This is a genomic window from Streptomyces sp. DT2A-34, from assembly GCF_030499515.1.
Taxonomy (GTDB): Bacteria; Actinomycetota; Actinomycetes; order Streptomycetales; family Streptomycetaceae; genus Streptomyces.
In genome coordinates this window covers 2,091,581-2,116,658 of the sequence record NZ_JASTWJ010000001.1, presented here as the reverse complement: position 1 = coordinate 2,116,658, position 25,078 = coordinate 2,091,581, and the positions used below count along the sequence as shown (strand labels likewise).

The 25,078-nt window shown below is 71.4% G+C and carries 20 protein-coding genes and 2 pseudogenes; 15 read left to right on the top strand and 7 right to left on the bottom strand.

Annotation, left to right across the window (positions count from 1 at the left end; all coding sequences use genetic code 11):
• Nucleotides 1-57: 57 nt before the first annotated feature.
• Nucleotides 58-1,401: an MFS transporter gene (locus QQM39_RS09120; protein ID WP_302003528.1), complete on the bottom strand. Its 1,344-nt coding sequence runs from the start codon at nt 1,399-1,401 to the stop codon at nt 58-60.
• 290 nt (nt 1,402-1,691) lie between these two features.
• Entirely contained in the window at nt 1,692-2,255 is a 564-nt protein-coding gene (locus tag QQM39_RS09115; protein ID WP_301996191.1) for a hemerythrin domain-containing protein, read from the bottom strand.
• A gap of 365 nt (nt 2,256-2,620) precedes the next feature.
• Between QQM39_RS09115 and QQM39_RS09110 the strand changes: the two genes are divergently transcribed.
• The 13 genes and pseudogenes from QQM39_RS09110 (at nt 2,621) to QQM39_RS09050 (ending at nt 14,508) form a co-directional block, all read left to right on the top strand.
• On the top strand, nt 2,621-3,613 hold the full coding sequence (locus QQM39_RS09110) for an NAD-dependent epimerase/dehydratase family protein (RefSeq protein WP_301996190.1): 993 nt from the start codon (nt 2,621-2,623) through the stop codon (nt 3,611-3,613).
• Between the two features lie 42 nt (nt 3,614-3,655).
• The gene (locus tag QQM39_RS09105) at nt 3,656-5,290 is read left to right on the top strand and encodes a carbamoyltransferase C-terminal domain-containing protein (RefSeq protein ID WP_301996189.1); all 1,635 of its coding nucleotides are present in this window, start codon (nt 3,656-3,658) and stop codon (nt 5,288-5,290) included.
• Nucleotides 5,287-6,357: a glycosyltransferase family 2 protein gene (locus QQM39_RS09100; RefSeq protein ID WP_301996188.1), complete on the top strand. Its 1,071-nt coding sequence runs from the start codon at nt 5,287-5,289 to the stop codon at nt 6,355-6,357. The genes QQM39_RS09105 and QQM39_RS09100 overlap by 4 nt, the downstream gene beginning before the upstream one ends.
• On the top strand, nt 6,354-6,968 hold the full coding sequence (locus QQM39_RS09095) for an HAD-IIIA family hydrolase (RefSeq protein WP_301996187.1): 615 nt from the start codon (nt 6,354-6,356) through the stop codon (nt 6,966-6,968). The genes QQM39_RS09100 and QQM39_RS09095 overlap by 4 nt, the downstream gene beginning before the upstream one ends.
• A complete protein-coding gene (locus QQM39_RS09090; protein ID WP_301996186.1) occupies nt 6,965-7,972 on the top strand; it encodes a glycosyltransferase family 9 protein in 1,008 nt (335 codons plus the stop codon). The genes QQM39_RS09095 and QQM39_RS09090 overlap by 4 nt, the downstream gene beginning before the upstream one ends.
• The gene (locus tag QQM39_RS09085; protein ID WP_301996185.1) at nt 7,969-8,931 is read left to right on the top strand and encodes a glycosyltransferase; all 963 of its coding nucleotides are present in this window, start codon (nt 7,969-7,971) and stop codon (nt 8,929-8,931) included. Before QQM39_RS09090 ends, QQM39_RS09085 begins: the two co-directional genes overlap by 4 nt.
• Entirely contained in the window at nt 8,928-10,163 is a 1,236-nt protein-coding gene (locus tag QQM39_RS09080) for a glycosyltransferase (protein ID WP_301996184.1), read from the top strand. The genes QQM39_RS09085 and QQM39_RS09080 overlap by 4 nt, the downstream gene beginning before the upstream one ends.
• Entirely contained in the window at nt 10,160-10,807 is a 648-nt protein-coding gene (locus QQM39_RS09075) for an SIS domain-containing protein (protein WP_301996183.1), read from the top strand. The genes QQM39_RS09080 and QQM39_RS09075 overlap by 4 nt, the downstream gene beginning before the upstream one ends.
• Nucleotides 10,804-12,321, top strand: coding sequence for a D-glycero-beta-D-manno-heptose 1-phosphate adenylyltransferase (gene rfaE2, locus QQM39_RS09070; protein ID WP_301996182.1), 1,518 nt, complete (start codon nt 10,804-10,806; stop codon nt 12,319-12,321). Before QQM39_RS09075 ends, rfaE2 begins: the two co-directional genes overlap by 4 nt.
• Nucleotides 12,318-13,345 (top strand): annotated as a pseudogene (locus QQM39_RS09065) (glycosyltransferase family 9 protein). The gene rfaE2 and the pseudogene QQM39_RS09065 overlap by 4 nt, the downstream one beginning before the upstream one ends.
• A gap of 97 nt (nt 13,346-13,442) precedes the next feature.
• Nucleotides 13,443-13,865, top strand: a complete 423-nt coding sequence (locus QQM39_RS09060; RefSeq protein WP_301996181.1) for a CBS domain-containing protein — start codon at nt 13,443-13,445, stop codon at nt 13,863-13,865.
• 34 nt (nt 13,866-13,899) lie between these two features.
• Entirely contained in the window at nt 13,900-14,127 is a 228-nt protein-coding gene (locus tag QQM39_RS09055) for a DUF6480 family protein (RefSeq protein ID WP_301996180.1), read from the top strand.
• A gap of 174 nt (nt 14,128-14,301) precedes the next feature.
• Nucleotides 14,302-14,508, top strand: a complete 207-nt coding sequence (locus tag QQM39_RS09050; RefSeq protein WP_301996179.1) for a DUF2180 family protein — start codon at nt 14,302-14,304, stop codon at nt 14,506-14,508.
• 82 nt (nt 14,509-14,590) lie between these two features.
• Here QQM39_RS09050 and QQM39_RS09045 read toward each other — a convergent pair whose 3' ends face one another.
• A complete protein-coding gene (locus QQM39_RS09045; protein ID WP_302003527.1) occupies nt 14,591-14,974 on the bottom strand; it encodes a VOC family protein in 384 nt (127 codons plus the stop codon).
• 938 nt (nt 14,975-15,912) lie between these two features.
• Between QQM39_RS09045 and QQM39_RS09040 the strand changes: the two genes are divergently transcribed.
• Nucleotides 15,913-16,386 (top strand): hypothetical protein, encoded by a 474-nt coding sequence (locus QQM39_RS09040; RefSeq protein ID WP_301996178.1) that lies wholly within the window; start codon nt 15,913-15,915, stop codon nt 16,384-16,386.
• Nucleotides 16,387-17,082: 696 nt separating this feature from the next.
• Here the strand turns inward: QQM39_RS09040 and QQM39_RS09035 are convergent.
• The 4 genes and pseudogenes from QQM39_RS09035 to QQM39_RS09020 all read right to left on the bottom strand — a co-directional run bounded on the left by QQM39_RS09035 (nt 17,083) and on the right by QQM39_RS09020 (nt 23,354).
• Entirely contained in the window at nt 17,083-18,534 is a 1,452-nt protein-coding gene (locus tag QQM39_RS09035; RefSeq protein WP_302003525.1) for an amidase, read from the bottom strand.
• A 684-nt stretch (nt 18,535-19,218) separates the two neighbouring features.
• Nucleotides 19,219-20,524, bottom strand: a pseudogene (locus QQM39_RS09030) (IS1380 family transposase).
• A 170-nt stretch (nt 20,525-20,694) separates the two neighbouring features.
• The gene (locus QQM39_RS09025) at nt 20,695-20,823 is read right to left on the bottom strand and encodes a hypothetical protein (RefSeq protein WP_301996177.1); all 129 of its coding nucleotides are present in this window, start codon (nt 20,821-20,823) and stop codon (nt 20,695-20,697) included.
• Nucleotides 20,796-23,354 (bottom strand): GH32 C-terminal domain-containing protein, encoded by a 2,559-nt coding sequence (locus QQM39_RS09020; RefSeq protein WP_301996176.1) that lies wholly within the window; start codon nt 23,352-23,354, stop codon nt 20,796-20,798. The genes QQM39_RS09025 and QQM39_RS09020 overlap by 28 nt, the downstream gene beginning before the upstream one ends.
• Nucleotides 23,355-23,897: 543 nt before the next feature.
• Between QQM39_RS09020 and QQM39_RS09015 the strand changes: the two genes are divergently transcribed.
• Nucleotides 23,898-24,905 (top strand): LacI family DNA-binding transcriptional regulator, encoded by a 1,008-nt coding sequence (locus QQM39_RS09015; RefSeq protein ID WP_301996175.1) that lies wholly within the window; start codon nt 23,898-23,900, stop codon nt 24,903-24,905.
• The last annotated feature ends 173 nt before the right edge of the window (nt 24,906-25,078 follow it).

The window sequence follows — 25,078 nt, the reverse complement described above, 5'->3', positions numbered from 1 at the left end:
GGCGACGTCACCGGCAATCCCTTCGCTGCCGGGCCCCGTCAGGCAGCCGTGCCCCCGTCAGGCAGCCGTGCCCAGCGCTGCCAGGCCCACGTCCCCGTCCTTCGTCGGCAGGGGCACCGGTGCCGGCGTCCGGCGAGCCCGTAGGACGAGGCCCGCGCCGATCGCGCCGGCGATGATCAGTCCGCCTGCCACCAGGGCTCCGCGTGCCCCCGCCAGTTCCATGAGCAGGCCCAGCGCCGGCGGGCCGCCGAGGCCCCAGACCGTGCCGATGCTGCTCCACACGCCGAGCACACGTCCGCGCAGGTGAGCGGGCGGGTCGGTCTGCAGTACGGCGGTCCCGGCGGTGTCGGAGACGGACTCCACGACGGTCATCGGCAGGACCAGGACCAGCAGAACCGCCAGCGACGGCGACAGCCCCGCCGCCACCTGCAGCAGGCCGCCCGCGGCCGCCAGCGTGCCCACGAGCCGCACGGAGGGCCGGCGCAGCCTGGCGCCGAGCACGGCGCCCAGGATGCCGCCGACGGCAAGGACCGTGGAGACGGTGCCGAAGGAGCCCGCGCCGCCCGCGAGCGGCCCGGTGACGAGGACGGCCAGGGTGAGGCCGTAATTGCGGCCGAAGACCGAGCTGATCCCGGTGACGGCGGCGAGCGCGACCAGACGGGGCCGGCGCGCGAAGAAGAGCAGACCCTGGCGCACGGTCATGTCGGGCTCCGGCTTCCCGCTTCCGGGCCGTGGAGCGGCGCGCTCATGGGCGGCGTGGCGTACGGCGCCGGGTGCCGGGCGCAGGAAGGGGATGACCGCGGTCACGAAGAGGAACGACAGGCCGTTCGCGGCGTACGCGGCGGCTGTGCCGAGGAAGCCGACCGTCACCCCCGCCAGGGCGGTGCCCACGAGCCGCCCCGCGTTGTGCACCAGCGCGCCGACGCCGATGGCGGAGGGGACGTCTTCCACGGGGACGAGGTCGTTGCCCAGCAGGGCGCACGCCGGGCCGTCGACGGTGGCGATCATGCCTGTCACGGCGGCCAGCACCATCAGGGACGTCAGGTCGAGCCGGTCCAGCGCCACCAGTACGGCCGTGGTGAAGGCGACCGCGCCCAGCAGTGCCTGGCTGACGGCGGCCGTCAGCTTGAGGGGCCAGCGGTCCACGGCCGTGCCGCCCAGCAGGCTCATGAACAGGGCGGGAGCGGCCTGGACCGACATCGAGAGTCCCGTCGCCGCCGCGGAGCCGGTGATCTGGAGGACCAGCAGGTTCTGGACCGTGAGCTGCATCCACGTGCCGGCGTTCGACAGAAAGTTGGCGACGGACCACCAACGCATGCTGCGGTACCTCAGCGACCGCCAGGGCGCGCGGGACGCGCCCGTGGACGGGGCGGAGGCGGATTTCGGGGCAGGCGAGGGCAGGGCAGGGGGGAAGACACAGTGCGGTACCCGGAACCAGAGAGTCGGAGGAGGACAGGGGAACCGGAGTCACCGGCTGCGCTGCGCGGAGGTTCCACCGAGTCGGTCACGGCGCGGACCATCGTGACAGACAGGACCCCCCGCACGACGGCGCCTGCCCTGTCGCGCCGCCGCCCGAGGGGTCAACTGCCCCGGGAAATGCCCTATTTCGTGGTCGAGTGTGCTTGCTCACAGCCCTCGGGCGGGCCAGACCGTACGGTCGTCCACCCGGGCGCGGTCGGTCCTTCTCGCAGTCAGTCCTTCTTGCCGCGGCCGCTCAGCGCGTCGCGCATGCGGTCCACCAGGCCGGCTCCGGGTGCCAGGAGCTTGTTGGCCGGCGGCTTGTCCGGTGCGGACGGGTGCGGGCGGGTCGGGGCCATCTTCTTCGCCATGCGCACCTTGTCGCCCAGGTCGTCCAGCGCCTGCGGGGGACACGCCGCGCGCAGCTTGGGGAAGAGGTTCTGCTCCTCGTCGGCGATGTGCGAGCGGACCTCACTCATCAGCATCCCGATGAGCCGGTCGAACTCCGGGTCACCGGCGTCGCACCCCTCCAGATCCTTCATGATCCGCTCGGCCTTGGAGTGATCGTCGATCTCCTTGTCGGCGATGGCGTCCCCGCCCGCCACGTGCTCCCGCACGGCCGGGTAGAGATACTCCTCCTCGGCGACCGAGTGCCGCACCAGCTCCATCGTGACCTGCTCGGCATACACCTTGCGGTCCTTCTCACCGGTCGGCAGCCCCTCGATGCGACCGAAGAGCTCCTCGACCTCGCGGTGATCGGTCACCAGCTCGTCGATGACGTTCCCGCCATGACCCATGTCCTCCACCTCCAGCCTGGACAACGGCGGGCCGGGCGGACCCGCCGCGGCTCCGAGTGCCCGCAGTCGGCCGGCTCACACGGGAGTCGCGCATGGCTGCGAACCGTCGCATAGTGGAGTCGGAATCAGCGTGTGGAAAACAACTGGCACGGGAACCCCGTGTCACTGCGTCGCCGAAAGAGGGCGACCCACGGGGGCGGTCCTGCTGCTCAGTGCCACCGCGACCTGATCCTTCAATTCGCAACAGCTCCGAAAGCTCGCCGAAGCTTTCCGCGACTGTCCCCATATCCCCCCTGTAGCGCGCCGAACGGCGCGGTGGGGCGTCCCGACCGCTGATGCGTCGTCGTGCGGACGAAGGAACTTCCATGACCAAACTTTCGCCATGCACATGGCGTCATGCCCTAGTGACGGGCGGTGCCGGCTTCCTCGGCAGTCATCTGTGCGAGCGGCTGCTGGATTCGGAAGTCGAAGTCGACTGCGCCGACAACCTGTGCTCCGGGTCACGCGAGAACGTCGCGCACCTCGCAGAGCGCCGCGGTTTCCGGTTCGTCGAGTGCGACGTCTCCTCACCCGACGCCGCCGAGCGGCTGCCGGGGCCGTACGACCTGGTCCTGCACTTCGCGTGCCCCGCCTCACCCGCCGACTACCTCCGGCTGCCGCTGGAGACGCTCGACGTCGGCAGCCTGGGCACGCGCAACATGCTGGCCGTGGCGGAGCGTGACCGCGCGCGTTTCCTGCTCGCCTCGACGTCCGAGGTGTACGGCGACCCCCTGCGGCATCCGCAGCGCGAGGACTACTGGGGCAACGTCAACCCGGTGGGGCCGCGCAGCGTGTACGACGAGTCCAAACGGTTCGCCGAGGCACTGGTCACCGCTCATGTGCACGCCAGGGACGCGAACGCGGGCATCGTGCGCCTGTTCAACACCTACGGGCCGCGTATGCGCCCGCACGACGGGCGTGCCGTCCCCACGTTCGTCAGTCAGGCACTGGCCGGCGAACCGCTGACGGTGGCGGGGGACGGCCGGCAGACGCGCTCTTTGTGCTACGTCGACGACACGGTCGACGGCGTCCTGCTCGTGGCCGCGAGTCACTCGGTGCGCCCCGTCAACATCGGCGGCAGCGACGAGGTCACGGTCGGCGAGATCGCCCACCGCGTGGTCGAACTGACCGGCTCCTCCTCCTCGATCGTGTACGTCGACCGCCCCACCGACGATCCGCAGCGACGCCGCCCCGACACCGGCCTGGCCCGTGAACTGCTCGGCTGGACGCCCCGCGTGCCCTGGGAGGAAGGCATCAAGCAGACCATCGCCTACTTCGCCACGGCACAGCCGGCACCCGAGCCCGCCCCGCAGGCGTGAACCCCGCACTCCTCACCCCCGTACGCCGCACGGAGGCATCGCATGCGTGTCCTGGGAATCAACGCCCTCTTCCACGACCCGGCCGCCGCCCTCGTCATGGACGGCAGGATCGTGGCGGCGGCGGAGGAGGAACGCTTCAGCCGGCGCAAGCACGGCAAGCGCCCCCTTCCCTTCTCCGCCTGGGAACTGCCCGAACTGTCCGCCCGATGGTGCCTGGACCGGGCCGGCCTGACCCCGTCCGACCTGGACGCGGTCGCCTACTCCTACGACCCCGAACTCGCCCACCCGGCTGAGCAGTTGGGCCTCAACGACCCCTGGGACCACCTGCGCCAGGAATACGCCCGCCGCGCCCCGGAGTTCCTCGCCGAGGCGCTGCCGGGACTCGACCCGGACAAGGTCCGCTTCGTCGCCCACCATGTCGCGCACGCCGCCTCCGCCGGGCAGGCCGCCCCGTACCCCGACAGCGCCGTGCTGGTGCTGGACGGCCGCGGCGAATGCGGCTCCCACCTCGCCGGCCGCTACGCGAACCGCGAACTCACCGTCCTGGGCTCGCAGTCGCTGCCCGACTCGATGGGCCTGTTCTACGAGGACCTCACCCAGCACCTCGGATTCCTGCGCAGCAGCGACGAGTTCAAGGTGATGGCGCTGGCCTCCTACGGCAAGCCCCGCTTCCTGGACCGGTTGCGCGCATACGTCCACCTGGACGGTCACGGCGGATTCCGGGCCCGCCCCGTCCCCTGGGCCTCGCTGGTCCCGCCGCGCCCGGCGGGGGGCGCCTGGACGCAGGACCACGCCGACATCGCCGCCAGCGCGCAGGCCTGTCTGGAGGAGGTCCTGCTGGGGCTCGCGCGGTGGCTGCACGGCCGTACCGGTGAGGACGTGCTGACGCTCGCGGGTGGCGTCGCCCTCAACTGCGTCGCCAACACCCGGCTTTACCGCGAGACGCCCTTCCGCCGCGTCTGGGTGCAGCCCGCCGCCGGGGACGCGGGCACCGCCCTCGGGGCCGCGCTGCACATCGCCAACCAGAAGGAGGCCGTCGAGGCCATGCCGACCGCCGCCCTGGGCCGCGGCTGGAGCGACGACGAGCTGCGCGCCTGGCTGGAACGCGCGGCCGTGCCCTACGAAGAACCCGACGACATCGCCGAGGCCGTCGCCGCCGAACTCGCCGAGGACGGCATCGTGGCCTGGTTCCAGGGCCGCAGCGAGTACGGGCCACGGGCGCTCGGCCACCGCTCGCTGCTCGCCCATCCCGGCCGCGCGCAGAACCTGGAGCGTCTCAACGCCGTGAAAGGCCGGGAGGAGTTCCGCCCTGTCGCGCCCATGGTCCTGGCCGAGCGGGCCGCGGAACTCTTCGACGGGCCGCTGCCCAGCCCCTACATGCTGTTCGTGCACGACGTCGCCGAGGAGTGGCGCGACCGCATCCCGGCCGTCGTCCACGTGGACGGCACGGCCCGCATCCAGACCGTGGACCGCCAGGACGAGCCCCTCGTCGCGCGCATGATCGAAGGATTCGGGCGCCTCACCGGCCTGCCCGTCGTCGTCAACACCAGCCTCAACACCGCCGGACGGCCCATGGTCGACGATCCACGGGACGCCCTGGAGTGCTTCGGCTCCGCGCCCGTGGACCTGCTCGCCCTCGGACCCTTCGCGATCCGGCGGAAGAAGGTGTTCGCATGACCGACGCCGCCGCCTACTCCGTCGTCATCCCGACGATCGGCCGTCCCTGCCTCGCCGACTGCCTGCGCGAACTCGCCGCGGCCACCCGGGATCACCCGCCCGAGCAGGTCGTCGTCGTGGACGACCGCCCCGAGCCCGGGGGCGCGCTGCCCCTGGACGCGGCCGGCGCACTGCGCGCACGGCTCCGCACCCTGCGCACCGCGGGCCGGGGCCCGGCGGCCGCCCGAAACGCCGGCTGGCGCACGGTCGTCACGCCCTGGACCGTCTTCCTCGACGACGACGTCCAGGTCCTGCCCGACTGGTCCCGCCGCCTAGCGGACGACCTCGGCGCGGCCGGTCCGGACACGGGAGGCAGCCAGGGGCGCCTGCGCGTCCCGCTGCCCGACGACCGCCGGCCCACCGACTGGGAGCGGGGCACGGCCGGGCTGGAGCAAGCGGCCTGGGCGACGGCGGACATGGCCTACCGGACCGCGGCACTGGCGGCCGTCGACGGCTTCGACGAGCGCTTCCCCCGCGCGTTCCGGGAGGACGCCGACCTGGCCCTGCGCGTACTGGGGGCCGGCTGGACGCTGCGGCGCGGCCGGCGCGTGACCCGGCACCCGGTGCGCCCCGCCGATCGCTGGGTGTCGCTACGGGCGCAGCGCGGCAACGCGGACGACGTGCTGATGACCCGGCTGCACGGCCGCGACTGGTGGTCCCGGGCCGAGGCGCCCCGCGGACGGCTTCCCCGGCACGCGGTGGTGACCGCGGCCGCGCTCGCCGCCTGTGTCTGCGCGCCGGCCGGCCGGGGGCGCACCGCCGCCGTCGCCGGTGCCGTATGGGCGCTCGGCACGGCCGAGTTCGCCCTGGCCCGCATCCGTCCGGGACCACGTACCCGGGACGAGATCGTCACGATGGCGGCCACGAGCGCGGTCATCCCACCGCTCGCGGTCGGGCACTGGCTGGCCGGCCTGATACGCCACCGGAGGGCCGAGCCGCTGGACGTCCCGCGGCGCCCCACCGCGGCACGCGCAAGGGCACGGCGAACCGCCGCCCCGCGCACCGCACCCTCAGGGAGCGCACCGTGAACCGCCCCGCCCCGCGCCCCGCGCTCCACGAATCCTCCGGAGAGGCCGCCTCCTTCCGTGGCCCGGCCCCCGTCGCCGCGGTCCTCTTCGACCGGGACGGCACCCTCGTCGAGGACGTCCCGTACAACGGGGACCCCGAGATGGTGCGGCCGATGCCCGGAGCGCGGGAGGCGCTGGAGCTGCTGCGGGCCCAGGGCGTCGCGACCGGGGTGGTCAGCAACCAGTCCGGCATCGGCCGCGGACTGCTCACGCACGCCGACGTCCGCCGCGTCAACGACCGGGCCGACGCCCTGCTCGGCGGGCTCGGCACTTGGCTGTACTGCCCGCATCTCCCCGACGCCGGCTGCGACTGCCGCAAACCCCGCCCGGGACTCGTCGTCGAGGCGGCCCGCCGCCTGGGCGTCACGCCCGGGGACTGCGTGGTGATCGGCGACATCGCCGCCGACGTCCGAGCCGCGCACGCCGCGGGCGCCAGGGGTGTGCTCGTCCCCAACGCGGCGACGCTGCCCGAGGAGGTCCGGCGGGCCCCGGACACCGCCCGCGACCTGCTCACGGCCGTCCGCCGGCTCCTCGCCCAGGCACCCGGGACCGGAGGAGGTGGCCGGTCGTGAAGGCGCTGGTCGTGCGGCTCGACAGCTTCGGCGACGTGCTGCTCGCCGGTCCCGCGATACGCGCGGTGGCGGCGCACTGCTCCCGGGTGACACTCCTGTGCGGCCCCCGCGGCGAACCCGCGGCCCGGCTGCTGCCCTGCGTGGACGACGTGATGGTGTGGGAGGCGCCGTGGGAGGGGTTCGACCCGCCCACCGTCCAGGAGGCGGACGTCGACGGACTGGTACGGCGGCTGGCGGCGGAGGCGTTCGACGTCGCGCTCGTCCTGACCTCGTTCCACCAAAGCCCCCTGCCCACCGCCCTGTTGCTGCGCCTCGCCGGCGTCGGGCGGATCGGTGCCGACAGCGTCGACCACCCCGGCCGCCTCCTCGACGTACGGCATCGGCGGCTCCCCGGCCGTCACGAGGCCGAGGCCGCCCTGGACACCGCCGCCGCCATGGGCTTCCTGCCGCACCCGGGGGACGACGGCCGGCTGCGGGTCCTGCCGCCGCCCGACACCGTCGCACTCACCGGCAACGGCCCGTACGTCGTGGTGCACCCCGGCGCCAGCGCGCCCGCGCGGGCCTGGAGCCCCGAACGCTGCGCCGAGGCCGTGAGCCTGCTCGCCGACGCCGGCCACCGCGTCGTCGTCACCGGGGGCCCCGACGAGAGGGGCCTCACCCGGCAGGTCAGCGGCGGCACGGCGGTGGACCTCGGCGGCCGGACCGCCCCGGCCACCCTCGCCGGGGTGCTGCGCCTGGCCGACGTCGTGGTGAGCGGCAACACCGGACCCGCCCACCTGGCGGCGGCCGTCGGCACCCCCGTGGTCTCGCTGTTCGCGCCGGTGGTCCCGGCCGAGCGGTGGGCGCCGTACGGCGTGCCGAGCGTGATTCTCGGCGACCAGCGGGCACCGTGCGCCGGCAGCAGGGCTCGCACCTGCCCCGTGCCCGGCCATCCGTGCCTGGAGGAGATCACGGGCCGGGACGTGGTGCGCGCGGTGCAGAAACTGCTCAAGGAGAGCGCATGAACATCCTGGTCTGGCATGTGCACGGCTCGTGGCTCACCACGTTGGTGCAGGGCCCGTACACCTTCCTCGTCCCCGTCACCCCCGACCGGGGCCCGGACGGTCTGGGACGGGCCAGAACATGGCAATGGCCGCCCACGGTAAGGGAGTCGAGCCCGGCCGAGCTGCGCGAGGCCGACATCGACCTGATGGTGCTGCAACGGCCGCACGAGCTGGAACTGGCCCGGCAGTGGACCGGCCGCCGCCCCGGCATCGACGTGCCCGCCGTGTACGTCGAGCACAACAGCCCGCACGAGACGGCCGTGGACACCCGCCACCCGCTGGCCGGCCGCTCCGACATCCCCGTCGTCCACGTCACCCACTTCAACCGTCTGATGTGGGACAACGGACGGGCACCGACCACAGTGATCGAGCACGGGATCATCGACCCCGGACAACTGTGGACCGGCGAGGAACGACGCGCCGCGGTCGTCGTGAACGAGCCCGTACGGCGCGGCCGCACCACGGGCACCGACCTGCTGCCGTACTTCGCCCGTACGGTGCCACTGGATGTCTTCGGCATGCGCACGGAAGGGCTCGCCGACCACCTCGGACTGCCCCCCGAACTCTGCCGCTGCCGGGACCTCCCGCAGAGCGCACTGCATCCGCGGATGGCCCGCTGCCGCCTCTACGTCCACCCCGTCCGATGGACGTCCCTCGGCCTGTCCCTGCTGGAGGCCATGTACCTGGGCATGCCCGTGGTGGCACTGGACACCACCGAGGTGCGCGAAGCCGTACCCGAGGGAGCCGGCGTCGTCTCCAACCGGCTGGACGTACTCCAGGACGCCGTACGCGGATTCCTCGCGGAGCCCGTGCACGCCCGGCTGACAGGGGAGGCCGCCAGGGCTGCGGTACAGGCCCGCTATGGAGAGCGGCGCTTCCGGGACGACTGGGAACGCCTGATCAAGGAGGTCACCCGATGAGCCCCACCTGCCTTCCGTCCGGACGCGTCGCCATGGTCTCCGAGCACGCCGGCCCCCTGGCCGCGCTCGGCGGACCCGACGCGGGGGGCCAGAACGTCTACGTCGCGCAGCTCGCCCGGCAACTCGCCCGCCGCGGCCACGAGGTCGTCGTGTACACGCGTCGGGACAGCCACCGGCTGCCGGACCGGATCACCACCCCCGACGGATTCAAGGTCGTCCACGTGCCCGCCGGACCCCCGACGCCGGTTCCCAAGGACGAACTCCTCCCTCACATACCGGAGTTCGGCCGATGGCTGGCCCGCGAGTGGGAACAGTGGACGCCCGACGTGGTGCACGCCCACTTCTGGATGTCCGGCATGGCGGCCCTGGACGGCGCCCGCGCCCTCGGCGTGCCCGTCGTGCAGACCTACCACGCGCTCGGCACCGTGAAGAAGCGGCACCAGGGCGCCGCCGACACCAGTCCGCCCGACCGCATCGCGATCGAGCGAGCCGTGGGCCAGGAGTGCGGCCGGATCATCGCCACCTGCCGGGACGAGGTACGCGAACTCGAGGCCATGGGCCTGTCCCGCAGCACCATCTCCGTCGTCCCCTGCGGGGTGGACCCCCGCCGGTTCAGCCAGGTCCGCGGCGCCCGACGTGAGCCGTACGCGCCCCGGCGGCTGGTCACCGTCGGCCGGCTCGTGCCCCGCAAGGGCTTCGACCGCGCGATCCGCGCCCTGGCCGGCGTACCCGACGCCGAACTCCTCATCGCCGGCGGACCCGAACCCGCCCTTCTCTTCGCCGAACCGGAGGCCGAGCGGCTGCGGGCGGTCGCGGCCGAGTGCGGGGTGGCCGACCGGGTGAGGCTGCTCGGCGGGGTGAGCCGCGAGCAGATGCCCCGGCTCCTGTCCAGCGCCGACCTCGTGCTGTCCCTGCCCCGCTACGAGCCGTTCGGCATCGTGCCGGTCGAGGCCATGGCCTGCGGCACCCCCGTGATCGCCACCGCCGTCGGCGGCCAGCTCGACACCGTCATGGACGGCGTCACCGGTGTCCTGGTCCCGCCCGAGGAGGACCACGACATCAGCGGCACCATCCGCGACCTGCTTGACCACCCGGCCCTGCTCGCCCGCTACGGCGCCCTCGGCCGCCGGCGCGTGCTCGCCCACTACACCTGGGACACCGTGGCCGACGGCGTGTCCCGGGTCTACGGCGCCGTCTCCTCCGTCCCCGCGCTCTCGGGAGTCGTCCGATGAAACTCGCCGCCGACACCACGCACTGCGACCAGCTGATGAAGGCACTGGAAGGCTTTCGCGCCTACACCCCCCTGGTCGAGCACTGGGGCGCCGGCCTCGCCGCGCGACTGGGCGACGGAGCCAGGCTGCTCGCCGCAGGCAACGGAGGCAGCGCCGCCCAGGCCCAGCACCTGACGGCCGAACTGGTCGGCCGCTACCGCGACGACCGCCCGCCGTTCTCCGCGCTCGCGCTGCACGCCGACTCGTCCTCCACCACGGCCATCGCCAACGACTACGGCGTACAGGAGATCTTCGCCCGGCAGGTCGCCGCGCACGGCCGGTCCGGCGACGTCCTGATCCTGCTGTCCACCAGCGGCGCCAGCGCCAACCTGCGCGTCGCGGCCACCGAGGCCCGCCGCCTCGGCATGACGGTGTGGGCACTGACCGGCCCGGCGCCCAACCCGCTGGCGGTCGCCGCCGACGAGGCCCTGTGCGTGGACGCGGCCGTCGCCGCCACGGTCCAGGAACTGCACCTGGTGGCCGTCCACATGCTCTGTGAGTCCTTCGACCGGGCCGTCGGTGCCGTTGGACAGCGCAACGCCGCGGCCGGGCGGCAGAGTTCCGCGCGACAATGGGCGGTCGTCGCGGGGGAGGAGAGCCCATGAGCGGCCCGGCCCCGCTGCTCGTCGTCGGGGACGCGCTGCTCGACCACGACCTGTCCGGCCGGGCCGAGCGGCTGGCCCCCGACGCCCCCGTACCGGTCGTGAGCGGCGCCCGGCGCACCACCCGGCCGGGCGGCGCCGCGCTCGCGGCCTGCCTCGCCGCCGCCGACGGCCGACCCGTCACCCTCGTCACCGCCCTGGGGGACGACCCGGCCAGCGCATCCCTGCGCCGCCTCCTGGCCGGCCGGGTCGACCTGGTCCCGCTGCCCCTGACCGGCACTCTGTCCAGCAAGACCCGGGTGCTGGCCGGGGGACGGTCACTGCTGCGCCTGGACGACGGCGACGGCCGGGCCCGCCGGGCCACCGACGAGGCGTGCCGGGCGATCGCCGCGGCCGACGCCGTACTCGTCGCCGACTACGGGCGCGGCACCGCCGACGTGCTGCGCGACGCGCTGGCCGACGCGGTCAGGCGGGTGCCCGTCGTCTGGGACCCGCATCCGCGCGGCCAACAGCCCTTGCCCGACGTCCGGTTGGTCACCCCGTCGGCCACCGAGGCACGTGGCTTCGCGGGCGCCCTGGGCACCGAGGAGCCAGCGGACGGCGGCTCCCTGCACACGGCGGCCCGTGACGCCGGGGCGCTGGTCAGGGCGTGGCGGGCGGCCGCCGTGGCGGTGACCCTGGGCGGGAGCGGGGCGCTGCTGTCGCACGGGGAGACACCGCTGCTGGTGCCCTCGCCGGTCTCGGCCGACGGCGATGCCTGCGGCGCCGGCGACCGGTTCGCGGCGACTGCCGCCGGGCTCCTCGCGGACGGCGAGCTCACCGAGACCGCCGTACGGGGAGCCGTGCACGCCGCGACCCGGTACGTCGCCGAGGGGGGTGTCGGGTCGCTCGTCATGAGCGTCAGGGACAGTGCCGATGCCACGGACGCCACGGATGCCGCCGAGGCCGCCTATGTGGGGGACGCCGCAGCGCACGCCACGACGCCCCAGGGCCCGCCCGCCACACCCGAGCACACCTCCACGGACGACGCGTTGCGCACGGCAGCCCGGGTGCGGGCCGCGGGCGGGACGGTGGTCGCCGCCGGCGGTTGCTTCGACCTGCTGCACGCCGGTCACGTCGCGTTGCTCCAGGCCGCCCGCCGCACCGGGGACTGCCTGGTGGTGTGCGTCAACTCGGACACCTCGGTGCGCCGACGCAAGGGGGACGGCCGCCCGCTCGTCCCGCTGGCGGACCGGATCCGCGTCCTGCGCGCCCTGGAGTGCGTCGACGCCGTCGCCGTGTTCGACGAGGACACCCCGGAGCGGCTGCTCGGCGAGTTGCGCCCGCACATCTGGGCCAAGGGCGGCGACTACGCCCGCGTCGAGCTGCCGGAGGCGGAGCTCGTGGCGAGCTGGGGCGGCCAGGTCGTCCTGCTGCCCTACCTCGACGGCCGCTCCACCACCGGCCTCGCCGAGCGCGCGGCGCTGGCCCCACGGGCGGTGGCCGCGTCCACGGGGGCGCCGGACGGACGGAGGTGACGGTGACCGCCCCACCGCAGGGGCCCCGCCTGCTCGTGCTGCGCGCGCTGGGACTCGGCGACCTGCTCGCCGGGGTCCCCGCCCTGCGCGGCATCCGCCGGGCCTTCCCCCGGCACCACATCGTCCTCGCGTTGCCGCCGGCGCTCACCGAGGCCGCCCTGGCCACCGGCACCGTCGACGCCGTCCTCCCGGCCGAGGCGCCCAACCGTGCCGTGCCGTCCCTGACCCACTGGCCGGGGGCGCCCCCGGACCTGGCCATCGACCTGCACGGCAACGGACCCGAGAGCCGCGACGCGCTGGCCGCCCTCGGCCCGCGCCGACTGCTGGCCCACGCCGACCCGGAACCCGGCCTCGTCCGGCCTCCCGTATGGCGACCGGAGGCGCACGAGCGCGAACGCTGGTGCGACTTCCTCCGGGCGTACGGCATCCGCGCGGACCCTGCCGAGGTACGGCTGCCGCCCCCGGCCACGGCGTCCCCCGCGCCGGGAGCCGTGGTCGTCCATCCCGGCGCGGAGGCCGCCTCCCGCCGCTGGCCGGCCGAGCGCTACGCCACCGTGGCGCGGACGCTGCGCACCGCCGGCCACCGGGTCGTGCTCACCGCGGGACCGAAGGAGGACGCCCTGGCCGCGGATGTCGCCGCCCGCTCGGCCCTGCCCGCGCGGGACGTGCTGCGGGGCGGCCTGCCGTTCGACCGGCTGTCGGCACTCGTCGCCCGCGCCGCACTCGTCGTCAGCGGCGACACCGGCCTGGCCCATCTCGCGGTGGCCCACGGCACCCCGTCCGTGACGCTCTTCGGGCCGGTCTCCCCCACCTGTGGGGCCCGCCCCCGTGCGAGCGCCATGTGGCCCTGTGGAAACCCGGCCCGCCCGGCGACCCGCACGGCGACCTCCCCGATCCGCGGCTGCTGCGGATCGAAGCAGGTGAGGTGGTCGCGGCAGCCCTGACCCTCCTGCGAGGGGGACGCCCGCCGAGCCTTGCGCGGGGCGCTCGGGCGGGCTGCCCGTCGCCGTCGCACGGCCCATGAGCAATCGGCGCGGACGTGGGAGCGCCGCTCGGCTGCGGGTACTCGGCGGCTGCACGGCGGTGAACGGCACCGCCCCACTCCACGGAGGGACGTTCCCATGACTCAGCATGTCCGCGACGTCATGACGGCCGACCCGACGACCGTCGAGCCGCAGACCTCGGTCCAGGCGGTGGCCCGGATGATGCGCGACGAGAACATCGGCGCCGTGCTGGTCACCGAGGGCGAGCGGCTGCGCGGGCTGGTCAGCGACCGTGACCTGGTGGTCCGCGCGGTGGCCGAGGGCGGCGACCCGGACCGTACGACCGTGGCCCAGGCGTGCAGCGAGGACCTCGTCACCGTCGGACCCGACGACGACCTGGTCGTCGCGGTGCAGGTGATGCGCGAGCACTCCGTCCGACGCGTACCGGTCGTCGACCAGGAAAGTCACCCGGTGGGCATCATCTCCATCGGCGACCTGGCCATCGAGCGCGATCCCGACTCTGCGCTCGGCGACATCAGCGCCGCACGCCCCAACCAGTGAGGGGGCCACGACCTACGACTCCGGAGGGTGCGCCATGACCAGTCCTGATCCCGAGCCGTCACGAACTCCAGGCCTCGAACCCGGCAGCGGGGTGCCACCGGGTGAGACCCCACCCGCTGAGGCAGGTGGCACGGCCGGCATCTCCCATCCGCAGCCCGAGCTGCGCAAGGGCTGGGGCGCGATGCCGCTCGTCCTCATCATGGTGGTGGTGGCCCTGGTGGCGATCGGGCTGATCGCCATGGTGGTGGCTCTGATCGCCTAGCGTCAGCGGCCGGCCACCACGAGAGCTGGGCCGGACATCCGGTCCAGCTCCACCGGCTGCCCGCGCCTCGCTCAGCGCGGACGCCGACCGCCCTCCGAAGGGACTCCGCGTATCGCGGGAGGGCACGGGAACGGATGCGGCAGCCTTCACTGCCGCTGACTGAAGGGCCCGGTCATGAACTGCTACGAATGCGCACAGCTGGATCGCACGGTCGCCGCGGTTGCTGTCTGCACCGTCTGCGGCGCGGGAGTATGCGCCGACCATGTCCGCACCGAGCGCAAGCAACTGCGCGAGCCCGCCAACCCGGGCAAGGTGATCCACCAACAGCCGGCCCGCCAGTTGACCTGCCCGATATGCCGGCACGCGGAGGAGACCGTGTGAGGACGCCGGCATCTCCAGGCTCGGGCGCGCTGAGCTTCGAGCAAGGCCGATGAAGCCCGCCACCCGGCCTCGGTGCCCGACCTCACGAAGACATCGCAGCGCGATCGGACTCGCTACGCAGGACACAGAATTCATTGCCTTCCGGGTCCGCGAGGACGGCCCAGCCGGCGCCATCGGGCTCCCGGCGGTCAGTGACCAGGGTGGCTCCGAGATTGAGCAGTCGCTCGATCTCCTCCTCGCGCGAGGTCGTCGGGCGCAGGCACAAGTGGATCCGGTTCTTGATCGTCTTCGGTTCCGGCACCTGGTTGAAGTACAGACGTGGGCCCTCCGGAAGCAGCACCTGAGTCTCCCGGTCGCCCGGCCTGTCCTGCGGATGCAGCGGACAACCGGTCACCTCACTCCAGAACCGAGCCAGCTCATAGGCATCCGAACAGTCGATCGCCACGTTCTGCACCACCGAAATCATGCGGGTGAGCATGCCTGAGCACCGCTCGGTCCGCTACCAGACCGGAAGAGCCCTGCCGCCGCCCCTCCTGACCCGCTCTCCAGCAGGTCGGACAGGGCGCGGCGGCTGCGCGCGTCAGATGTCCCGGAAGGGACGCGCCAGCCTTGTGACGTGCGGCGATGGGCAATCGCAGCGCACTGACCAGTAGGAATGGCCTTTCGGCTGTTTCGCGTTCGTACCCGTTGATGCAGCTGGAAGTCCCAGAAAAGTCTCAAACTCCACTCCCCGTCTCGGAAGCCACTCTTTCGGCTCTAAGCAGGGCATGCGGGTTCGGTGTGGGCTAGGGTCTGTGCCTTTGACTTCGCGTTGATCGAGTCACGTGCGGTGGCGTTGACCATGCCACGGCTCGGTCACTGCACGCCCAATGAGGATGCGGCGACACTCTGCGGCAGCTCTCGGCCCCAAGTGACGCTCTTTCGGCATCTGTTCGTTTCGCGAAGAGGTCCGTACGGTGCTCGGACTGGCGGGTGAAGGCAGCCGATGCCATGTCCGCCATGAGTGAGGCATTCCCCGGCTGACGGGCGTTTTCGGTTTCCGTAGTCGCGTCGAGGTCAAGATGGATGCGAGGTGGGGTGCGCGCTCGTCGTCGTGACGCGTGCCGTTCGTTCGCCGCCGCTTCTGACGGAACGTTAGGCGTGGCAGCACTGGCAGGGCTTGGTGTTGCCAGGCACGGTGGTACAGCATCTTGGCCCACTCTCGTCCTGCCGTGTGAGCTCGGTCTGGGTCGGCGCGCGGGTGTGTTCGGTGTGGGTCACTGGTCGTGAGTCCGTCGACCTGGCCGAGACGCAGCTGCCCGCCACCCCGGGGGTGACCCGCGCGGTGGTCATCGTCACCGACACCACCCAGCTGGGTCTGTGGCGCACTCTGCTGACGGGTGACGAACCCACCTCGCGGCGCCCGTGGTGCTGCGCCGCCATGATCGCCGCAGCCTGTACGGCTGGGCACAGCGCGTCGAGATGTTTCACACCGGGGACCGCTTGGACCGTCTCCACGAGCTGACCGGCGGCTGGCCCCTCTTGGTCGACCGGGCCCACCGCCTGCACAACGAACTGAGCGACCCCGATGAGGTATTGCGCTGGCTCGTCGGCCTGCGCACGGACCGGGCCGAGGCCCGCGTGTTCGCTGAGGCAACCGGAGTGTACGCGGACCCGCTGCTCACGACCGGGTACCGAGCGCTCGACGACGAGTTCAAAGACGGTTCGTTCGACTTGGAGAATGCGGTGACGGCCGTGGCGGTGCGGATCGAGGACGAGGAGGAGGCCCACTGGATCGTCACCTGTCTCGACGCCCTCCAGGTGTTCGACCGCGAGGACACCCAACTGCGCCTGGAACCGCTGTTGCGCCAGTGCGCGGCGCTCCGTGACCGTTTGTGACACCGAGCCTTTCACGCAACTTGCCGGTAGCCAACTGGACACGACGAGGCGCACGTCGGTCCAGATGGTCGTGCTGGGCAGGCGTTACGGCTCTGTCCCTGCCGCCTGCATGACGGGGCGCGCCTCCGGCTGACCGCCGATGGCGTACGGAATTCAGCGGCGCGCCCTGTTCACGCCGACTTTCCGACAGTCGAGGCGCTGGAGGCCGGGTGCATAGAGGCGCACGAGAGACGACCCCGGTTGATCAACGCACTGATGGGGCTGCAGCCTGCCCGCTGACTGACCTTCCCCGCGGAGAGCCGCGCCGAGGCGACCGTCAGCCAGGTCCGGCAACTTGCCGAAACTTGCCAGGACTTCGTGCGGCGACCCGAGCGCAGAGACGTGGTCGACGGAGCAGTGCCAGTGGATGCGGTCCGCGTTGCAGGGTCTCGCGCTCGGCTTCATGTGGCGGCTCTGTGACCTGCGCCTTCCGCGTTGTCTCAGGCTGCTTCATTCCGTGGGCCGTCTCAACTCCACTGCACTTCCCCGTGGTTCGCCAGGCCATCGAAGCAGTGCACGACGCTGACCTGCGGCGACGATGTTCTGTGTTGTTGAGGGAGGCGGGTGACATTCGGGTGCCGGGCAGCGACTGTGCGCATTCGGAGCGTCTCGTCGTGATCCGCACCGCGTCCTCGACGGACGCCCAGCTAGTACGCCCTACTTCGGTGCCTGGAAGCCGCCGATTTTCTGCTCGAGCAGTTCGGCCAGCCGCAGCGGGGTGCGGTCCTCGAACATCGGACCGATGAGCTGTACTCCCACCGGCAGACCCTCGGGGGACCGGCCCGCTGGTATGGCGGTGGCGGGTAGTCCGGGCATGGTGGCCAGACCGGCCCAGACGAGCTGGTCGAGGTACGGGTACTCGACGCCGTCGATGTCGATCCGGCGCTTCATCAGGTCGGGGTTGTGGTCGTGCGGGAACGCAGGAGTAGGCGTGATGGGACACACCACGGCGTCGAACTCGGCGAAGAGCTGCCGCCAGCCGTGGCGGTGGATCTCACGACGGCTGTTCGCCTCTATCCAGTCGCGGTGGCTGAACACCATGCCGCGCAGCCGCACCGCATCGAGACTCTGGTCGTCTGCCCTCAGTCCGGCGGCGCGGGTCCGCAGCTGCTCGTGCGCTTCGACGGGAAAACGTGCAACGGAGCTCGAAAACAGCAACTGCGTGTAGAGCACTGCGGCCTCGGTCAGATCGGGCAGCAGCGGACTGTGCCGCTCGACGCGGGCACCGCTGCCGACAAGCGCGTCGGCCACCCGGTTCACGCCCGCCCGCACAGCGGACCCGGTCGGAATGAGCGGATGCTCGTCGAGGATCAAGACCCGGAAGTCGCAGAGCCGCTCGTGGCGCGCGGGTGGAAGCGTCACGTTGTGCGCGACACCGAGCGTCAGCGGGTCCGGCCCGGCCATGACATCGAGCAGGAGCGTGACGTCGCGGGCGCTTCGCGCCATCGGACCGACGACGGCGAGGTCACTCTCGGCAGGCAGTGCCGGCCCGGGCGGCGAGACCATACCGCGGCTCGCTGCCAGCCCGAGCGTCGGCTTGTGTGCGTAGACACCGCAGAAATGTGCGGGGGTGCGCAACGAACCACCGATGTCGGAGCCGATGGACAGCGCGCCGAATCCGGACGCCAGGGCCGCCGCTGATCCGCCGGAGGATCCACCCGGCGTACGGCTGTGGTCCCAGGGGTTGTTGGTGCTGCCATAGATCTCGTTGAAGCTCTGCACATCTTGCAGCCCCAAGGGCACATTGGTCTTGCCGAGCACCACCGCGCCCGCGGCCTTGAGCCGCGACACCTGCACCGCGTCCTCGGCCGGCATGTGGTTCCGGTGTGGCGGCATGCCCCAGGTCGTGGGCAGCCCGGCGATGTTGTAGGACTCTTTGACCGTCACCGGAATGCCGAGCAGCGGCCGGTCCTCACCGCGGGCGCGTGCCTGGTCGGCACCGCGCGCGGCGGCCCGGGCACGGTCGAAGTCCGGCACACAGATCGCTCTGATCGCCTTGTCGTCCCGCTCGATACGGGCGATCGCCTCGTCGGTCAGTTCTGCCGAGGTTACTTCACCGGCACGCAAGGCAGCCGCGAGTTCTTCGGCCGTCGGAAAATTCCACTCCATGAATCGGACGGTACGGGTATCTGAGGGAGGCCACGAAACGGCGTTTCGCACAACGGGGTTGGCGCCTCAGGCTACAAAAAATTCGCCCGACCGCTGGCGCTGGCGCTGCACGGTGTCTTCGCCTCCGAGCAGAACGGAGACCGACAGTCACGGTGGGGCTCGCTTCATGTCCGGCCGCCCGTCTCACGATCGTGACCGATTCCTCAGGACCGCCACCGGGGTAGTCACCGTGGGCCCGCCCTCGAGACCGTCCGGGCCCGATACCTCGGTAAAAGTCGCTGTGCTGTAGCCGACGGGGCGGACAGAACCGACCCTCGCACTGGCGCGGTTTTTGAGGACCTACATTTGTGTAGGTTCTCGCGGCTCGGGTCGGATACTGCCTTCGTGGCCTGCGTGTTCTCCCGCAGTCTCACGTTGTGTCGGACGCTGGAGTCTCAGCCTGTCGACGATCAAGTCTTTCCCCAGCTTGGGCGGTTTGAGCGTCATGTAATTCCCCATCCCGAATTCTCCTAACCTCGATCTTGCATGAGGGTCCGTCGGCTTCTTGGCGGACCCTTTCAGCTTGTTCGGGGCGGAGATTGCTGCGGGTGGGCAGATTGGCTACCCGGCTGTCGCGTCGGGTGGGCGCCGGTTCCACGGTTCCGGGTGTGGTGGGTGCTCGTCGGAACAGGTCGTTGTCGCTGGTCAGCCGGGGTTCGGCAGGGCTCGCAGTCGTTCGAACGCGTTGGTGATCACATCGGTCCAGGGCCAGTGGCAGGCCAGGCGGAGGATGCGGCGGCGGCCGGTCGTCACGAGCTGAGCGGCGGCGGAGAACAGTCGTAGCCGCAGACGTTTGGGCTCCCAGCGCCGGGCCTGGCCGGTCAGGGCGAGCATGGGCATCCAGGCCGTTGCGCAGGCCGGTGTCGCGGGCGGCACGGATGCGGTCCTCTGCCCTGGCACGCTGTCGGTGCCGCAGCTCCAGCTCCGTGATCGGACGGTCGGCGGTGTTGGTGGCAAAGCAGGTGATCCGCATCCCGTCCGCGTCAGTGATCCGCAATTGGGCGCCGGGGTGGGGCCGTTCCTTGCGGACGATCAGCCGCATCCCCTTAGGCCAGTCTTTGAGGCAGTCTCCGGCGAGTTCGGCAACCCATGCGCCGTCGCGGATCTCGCCGTCCGGCTCGACCGCGGGGGTCCAGGCCGAGACCGGAACCTTCAGCACGGCCTGATGAATGGCGTCGGTGATGACCATGCCGACCGAGTAGGACAGCCACCGTCCTCGTGCAGTGAGCCAGTTCAGGGACTCGTGGGTGCCGCCGCCGGAGTCGGTACGGATCAGCGTCCGGCGCCCGCGCCGGTAGGTCTTCGGTAGCTGAGCCAAGGCCAGGCGGGCAGCTTCGATGTGGTCGGCGGCGGTGTTGCTGCCCGCATTGCCCGGCCGCAGCAAGCCGGCGACCGGTTCCCCGGAGCCCTCGCGGCCGTGGTCCACGAACGCGAACAGCGGGTGGTGGCCGAAGGTCTTCTTCCAGGTCGCGGTGGCGTCCTGCTTGTCGGAGTGCGCCAGGACCAGCACCCCGTCGATGTCCACGACCACCTCGCCTGCCTTGTTTCCGGGGCGTTGTGCCCGGCCAACCGCCAGACCTCCTGTCGGACTTCGGCCCGAGCGCCCCGGATGGCTGCAAGCGCCCGGGGCCCGGCACCGGCGAGGGTGTCGATCAGGCGGGAGACGGTCGGATCGGACGCCACGGGCTCGAACGCGGTGGGCTCAGCCCGCAGCATCCACGTCCGCCAGGCAGTCGCCGCCCAGCGCGACTGCCAGCGCAACATCCAGCAGGATCTTGCCCGGATCGTGCACCGCCCTGTGCTTGCGCCACGGGGCTATGCCGCTGATAGATATCGCCGTATCCAGTCCGATCTGGCGGGCCGTCTCCACCAGCAGCACCCCGCCGGCCTGCGAGACCACACCGCGGCCATCGCCCGCGACGCGGACACGCGGGTACGACCCGATACGCATACTCACCTGGGAAGTGCCTCCGACGGGCGCGGGACTAAGGGCCTAGATAATCCTCATTCTCACTGGTCAGAGCCGCTTTCTGCCTACTTGGTCACCCATCGGGACGGCCGGCGCTTGAAAAACGCGAGGCTACTGGTGGGGCAGGGAGCCCCGCCCCATGGAGGTAGCTGTCACGCCGCTTCCTTGGCGCCTGCCTCGCCGGGAGCCGAGCGGCTGAGAGCCGCCCGCCGGAAGTCGCGCTCGGTGGCCTGGCGCACTGACCTGCGGCTCGTCACCTCCAGATGGACCTCAGCTGCCACGCCTGCATGTGGTTGAGGGTGGCGGTGCCGCCTTCGGCGAAGACCTCGACGCCGGTGCTGGAGGGGTCGGGGAAGATCTGGTCGGTGATCACCGCTTCGCCGTTGCCGCCGAAGACCTCGACGGACGACCAGTCAACGAGGATACGCAGCTTGACCTTGCCGTTCTTGGGCTTCAGGGGTGCGGTCTGGACGCCGGGGAAGGTGCTGTTGAAGTCCCCGGCGCCGGAGCGGGTGCGGTCGACGTACAGCTCCTGTGTCGTGGTGTCGTAGCCGATGACGGTCTCCTCGCCGCCTGCGCCGGTGCGCACCTTGAGGCCGAAGCGTTCGGCGTCTTTGAGGGAGAAGGTCGCCTCGATGTCGAGTGCCTTGCCCTTGGCCGCGCGGCCGATCAGGGGCTTGGAGGTGCTCTTGACGGTGACGCCTGACGCCGTCGCCGGGTGCTGCTGCCGGAGGGACTCCAGGCTGCCCACCGGCTTGCTGGTCAGCCGGGTCTGGCCGTTGATCGTGCGCAGGGCCATTTCCCGGGGAACGCTCTGCGCGCTGCGCCAGGGGGAGGTGGGGATGGATTGGCCGTAGTCCCAGTTGTTCATCCAGCCGATCATGTAGCGCTTGCCGCCCGGGGCGTTCTCCCAGGACACCGCCGCGTAGTAGTCCTTGCCGTAGTCGGTCCAGTCGGCGCGCTGTACGACGGACTTGGCGGGCTTCTCGGCGGCGGTGAACTGGTCGGCCATGACGTGGCCCCAGCCGGCGGAGTTCATGTCGACGACCTGGATCTGCGCCTTCTTGCCGACGTAGGGGCGCAGGTCGAAGGAGGCCCAGTCCAGGCTCTCGCTGTCGGCGCCGGTGGCGCTGCGGACGACCTCGCCGTCGACGAGCAGGTTGACGGACGTCTCCTGGGAGACGCGCGGGGCCTTGGTGTCGGACAACATGATGTGGTCGACGTTGAGGTGGCCCCAGCCGCCGCTGTTGTTGTCGACGATCTTGATCTGCGCCTTCTTGCCGGCGTGTTCGCCGACGTCCCACGAGGCCCAGTTGAGTGCCTCGCCGTCCTTTCCGGTGGCGCTGCGGACGACTTGGCCGTCCACGAGGAGTTCGACGGCGGTGGGGTTGTCGGAGTCGGCCGGGTGGTTGCCGCCGCCGATGAGGAAGTTGATGTGCTTCTTGTCGATGGTGAACTCGGGCGAGGTGAGTGTGCCGGTGGTCGAGTCGCCGTTCAGGAAGGTGTTGACCAGCCCGTCTCCCAGGAATCCGGAGACCTGCCCCTGGTCGGGGAGGGTCCCGGGGGCCGGCGCGGTGCCGAAGGCGTCTCCGGTCTTCGTCCAGTCGCCGTAGGTGCCGCCTTCGAAGTCGGCGAGGACCGTGCCCTCGGGCGGAGTTCTGTCCATGACGGTTCCGGCCTCGTGCGGATGCCGCCCGCCACCGACCTTGAAGTTCAGGTAGGGGCTGTCCACGGCGAATTCGGGTGAGGTGAGTGTGCCGGTGGCGCCGTCACCGCCGTGGAAGCTGTTGGCGAGGCCCTTGCCGTCGAAGCCGGTGACCGCCCCCTGCCAGTCCACCGCCCCGGTTGCCGGTCCCTGACCGAACGCGGTGCCGGTGGTCGTCCAGGAACCGAAATTGGTGCCCTCGAAGTCCTGCACCACCGTGCCGGTGGGCGGGGTGTAGGTGCCCTTGTCGTCGGCGGTGAACTTCTTGCCGTCGAAGTCACCGATGAAGTACTGCGAGCCCGAACCGCCCGCGATACCACCGGGATTGATGTTGACGACCAGGACCCACTTGATGTTGTTCTTGTCTCCGTCGACCGCGAGGGGGAACAGGTCGGGGCACTCCCACACGCCGCCCGTCGCACCGGTCGGCCCGAACTCGCTCTGCAGCTTCCAGTCCTTGAGGTTCTTGGACGAGTAGAACTGCACCTTGTGCTCGGCGGACAGCGACACCGTCATCAGCCAGCTCTTGGTCGGCTCGTACCACTGGACCTTGGGGTCGCGGAAGTTGTTGGAGCCGATGTCGATGACGGGGTTGCCCTGGTACTTGGTCCAGGTGCGGCCGCGGTCGGTGCTGTAGGCGAGCGACTGGGCCTGCTTGCCGCCGTTCTTGTAGGCGCTGGTGTAGATCGCCACCATGGGCGGGTTCTTCTTCGTGCCGAACCCGGTGGTGTTGTTCCAGTCGACGACCGCGCTGCCGGAGAAGACCATCTCCTCGTCGTCGTGCGACAGGGCGAGCGGCAACTCCTCCCAGTGCACGAGGTCCTTGCTCACCGCGTGCCCCCAGGACATGTCGCCCCACGCGTTGCCGTTGGGGTTGTACTGGTAGAAGAGGTGGTACTCGCCCTTGTAGTAGACGAGGCCGTTGGGGTCGTTCATCCAGTTCTTCTGCGGAGTGAAGTGGAACTGGGGTCTGTAGGTCTCGGTGTACGGCGGGGTGTCGGCAGCGACGGCCTGGGGGGCGAGCGGGGCGGCGGACAGGGCGCAGACGGTCGCCACCGCCGCCATCATCCGTATGCGGGCATGCCGGGATACGCGTACAGAGCTCATGGTGTCTCCTAGTCCCGCGGCTCGTCGGCGCAGCACTGACTGCGGCCCCGGCGCGGACGGACCGAAAAAGTGACATCCCAGCGGCGTCGACGTCCACGCAGCCGACTGGGGTGTCAGCGACGACGAATGTCATCGATGACAGCGAGTGCCCGATTATGAAGGGCAATCCGGCCAGTGCGTCAACGGTGCGGGCGCGATTGCGCCGGGACGGGTCTGCGGTCCGTCGGGCATCGTCGGCGGCCGGCAACCGCGCCAATGAGCTCGGCCATGGCGGGTTGGAGTCGGCAACCGCGCAGGTCAGAGCGGTGGCTTGGGTGGCAACCGGCAGGCTTCCGCGGCATCGAGCGAGACCGAGATCGGCTGCGTCAACGAGTTGTTTCCGGGGTGTTGACCGGTGGGGCCTCCCGGTGCTTCACTTCCGGAACCGGTACCGAAACCGGTTCCGGGACTGCTTCCGGTACCGGTTACACGGGTCTCTGTACGATCGGCCCTTCGGTGCGGGAGGGAAGTCTTCCGCCTCTGCAGGAAGGGAGGGGAGGTGACATGGGAGTCACTATCGCCGACGTGGCCACGCGGGCCGGCGTCAGCAAGACGACGGTCTCGCGGGTGCTGAACGGCAAAGGCGAGATCCACGAGAACACCGTCGTGAAGGTCCGCGAGGCGATCTCGGAGCTCGGCTATGTGCCGAGCGCCGGGGCAGTGGGGCTCGCCCGCGGCACGACACAGATGATCGGCATGCTGGTCCCTGATATGGCCTGGGCCTGGGCCGGCATAGTGCAGGCGGTCGTCGAGACGCTGGAGGCCGAGGGCTTCGGGCTGCGCATGCTGACCGTGAACCGCGGTGAGGAGTCACTGCGCAGGCTGGGCCTGCAAGTCGCTGCCAAGTCGTTCGACGGTCTGCTGGTGATAGAGCCCGAGGGGGCCCTGGCGGCCATCACGGAACTGCACGAGGCCGGACTGCCGGTGGTGCTGATCGACGACCGCTTCCAGCGGCCGGGATTCCCCTATGTGGCCACCACCAACCGGGAGGGCGGTGAGCAGGCGGCGCGCCACCTGCTGGACCTCGGTCGCCGTCGCCCTCTGGTGGTCACCGGTCCCGACGAGTACGGCTGCACCCGGGAACGGCTGGGCGGCTTCGTCGACGTCTATGCGCGGGCCGGGATCGAGCTCGACCCGCGCAGCATCATCTGCGGCGACTTCTTGTTCGACAGCAGCCGGAGCGCGGTCGCGCAAGCTCTCGCGGACGGCGTGGAGTTCGACGCGGTCTTCGGGCACAACGACCCCTCGGCGGCCGGCGTGCTCGCGGCCTTGCACGAGGCCGGCCTCAAGATTCCGCGGGACGTCGCCGTGGTGGGCTTCGATGACGTCGAGCTGGCGTCGTACACCTATCCGGCACTGACCACCGTCCGCCAGCCGATGCGGGAGATGGGTGAGGCAGCGGCGCGTCTGCTGCTCGACCACGTGCGCAGATCGCCCGAGGCCGCTCCCTCGCGCATCATTCCCACCAGCCTCGTGATCCGCGGCTCGACGTTAGAGCCGAGCTCGAACTGACGCGACGTCATCACGATGCGTACGTGATGGCGCCTCGCAGCCGGGCGGTGCGTCGCCGGTGACGCACCGCCCCCGTCTCCTTGAAACCTCGGCGACCCACTTCGGCCTCGCCTTCCTCGCAACCATGGCGGCTGCACACGCGTTCATGCGGCACCGCCCACATGCACCGTTCC

Bases quoted from the DNA above. Each gene is read 5' to 3' on its own strand.
- QQM39_RS09115 (WP_301996191.1), bottom strand. From the start codon at position 2,255: ATGGGTCATGGCGGGAACGTCATCGACGAGCTGGTGACCGATCACCGC.
- QQM39_RS09110 (WP_301996190.1), top strand. From the start codon at position 2,621: ATGACCAAACTTTCGCCATGCACATGGCGTCATGCCCTAGTGACGGGC.
- QQM39_RS09105 (WP_301996189.1), top strand. From the start codon at position 3,656: ATGCGTGTCCTGGGAATCAACGCCCTCTTCCACGACCCGGCCGCCGCC.
- QQM39_RS09100 (WP_301996188.1), top strand. From the start codon at position 5,287: ATGACCGACGCCGCCGCCTACTCCGTCGTCATCCCGACGATCGGCCGT.
- QQM39_RS09085 (WP_301996185.1), top strand. From the start codon at position 7,969: ATGAACATCCTGGTCTGGCATGTGCACGGCTCGTGGCTCACCACGTTG.
- QQM39_RS09080 (WP_301996184.1), top strand. From the start codon at position 8,928: ATGAGCCCCACCTGCCTTCCGTCCGGACGCGTCGCCATGGTCTCCGAG.
- QQM39_RS09075 (WP_301996183.1), top strand. From the start codon at position 10,160: ATGAAACTCGCCGCCGACACCACGCACTGCGACCAGCTGATGAAGGCA.
- rfaE2 (WP_301996182.1), top strand. From the start codon at position 10,804: ATGAGCGGCCCGGCCCCGCTGCTCGTCGTCGGGGACGCGCTGCTCGAC.
- QQM39_RS09060 (WP_301996181.1), top strand. From the start codon at position 13,443: ATGACTCAGCATGTCCGCGACGTCATGACGGCCGACCCGACGACCGTC.
- QQM39_RS09055 (WP_301996180.1), top strand. From the start codon at position 13,900: ATGACCAGTCCTGATCCCGAGCCGTCACGAACTCCAGGCCTCGAACCC.
- QQM39_RS09050 (WP_301996179.1), top strand. From the start codon at position 14,302: ATGAACTGCTACGAATGCGCACAGCTGGATCGCACGGTCGCCGCGGTT.
- QQM39_RS09045 (WP_302003527.1), bottom strand. From the start codon at position 14,974: ATGATTTCGGTGGTGCAGAACGTGGCGATCGACTGTTCGGATGCCTAT.
- QQM39_RS09035 (WP_302003525.1), bottom strand. From the start codon at position 18,534: ATGGAGTGGAATTTTCCGACGGCCGAAGAACTCGCGGCTGCCTTGCGT.
- QQM39_RS09020 (WP_301996176.1), bottom strand. From the start codon at position 23,354: ATGAGCTCTGTACGCGTATCCCGGCATGCCCGCATACGGATGATGGCG.
- QQM39_RS09015 (WP_301996175.1), top strand. From the start codon at position 23,898: ATGGGAGTCACTATCGCCGACGTGGCCACGCGGGCCGGCGTCAGCAAG.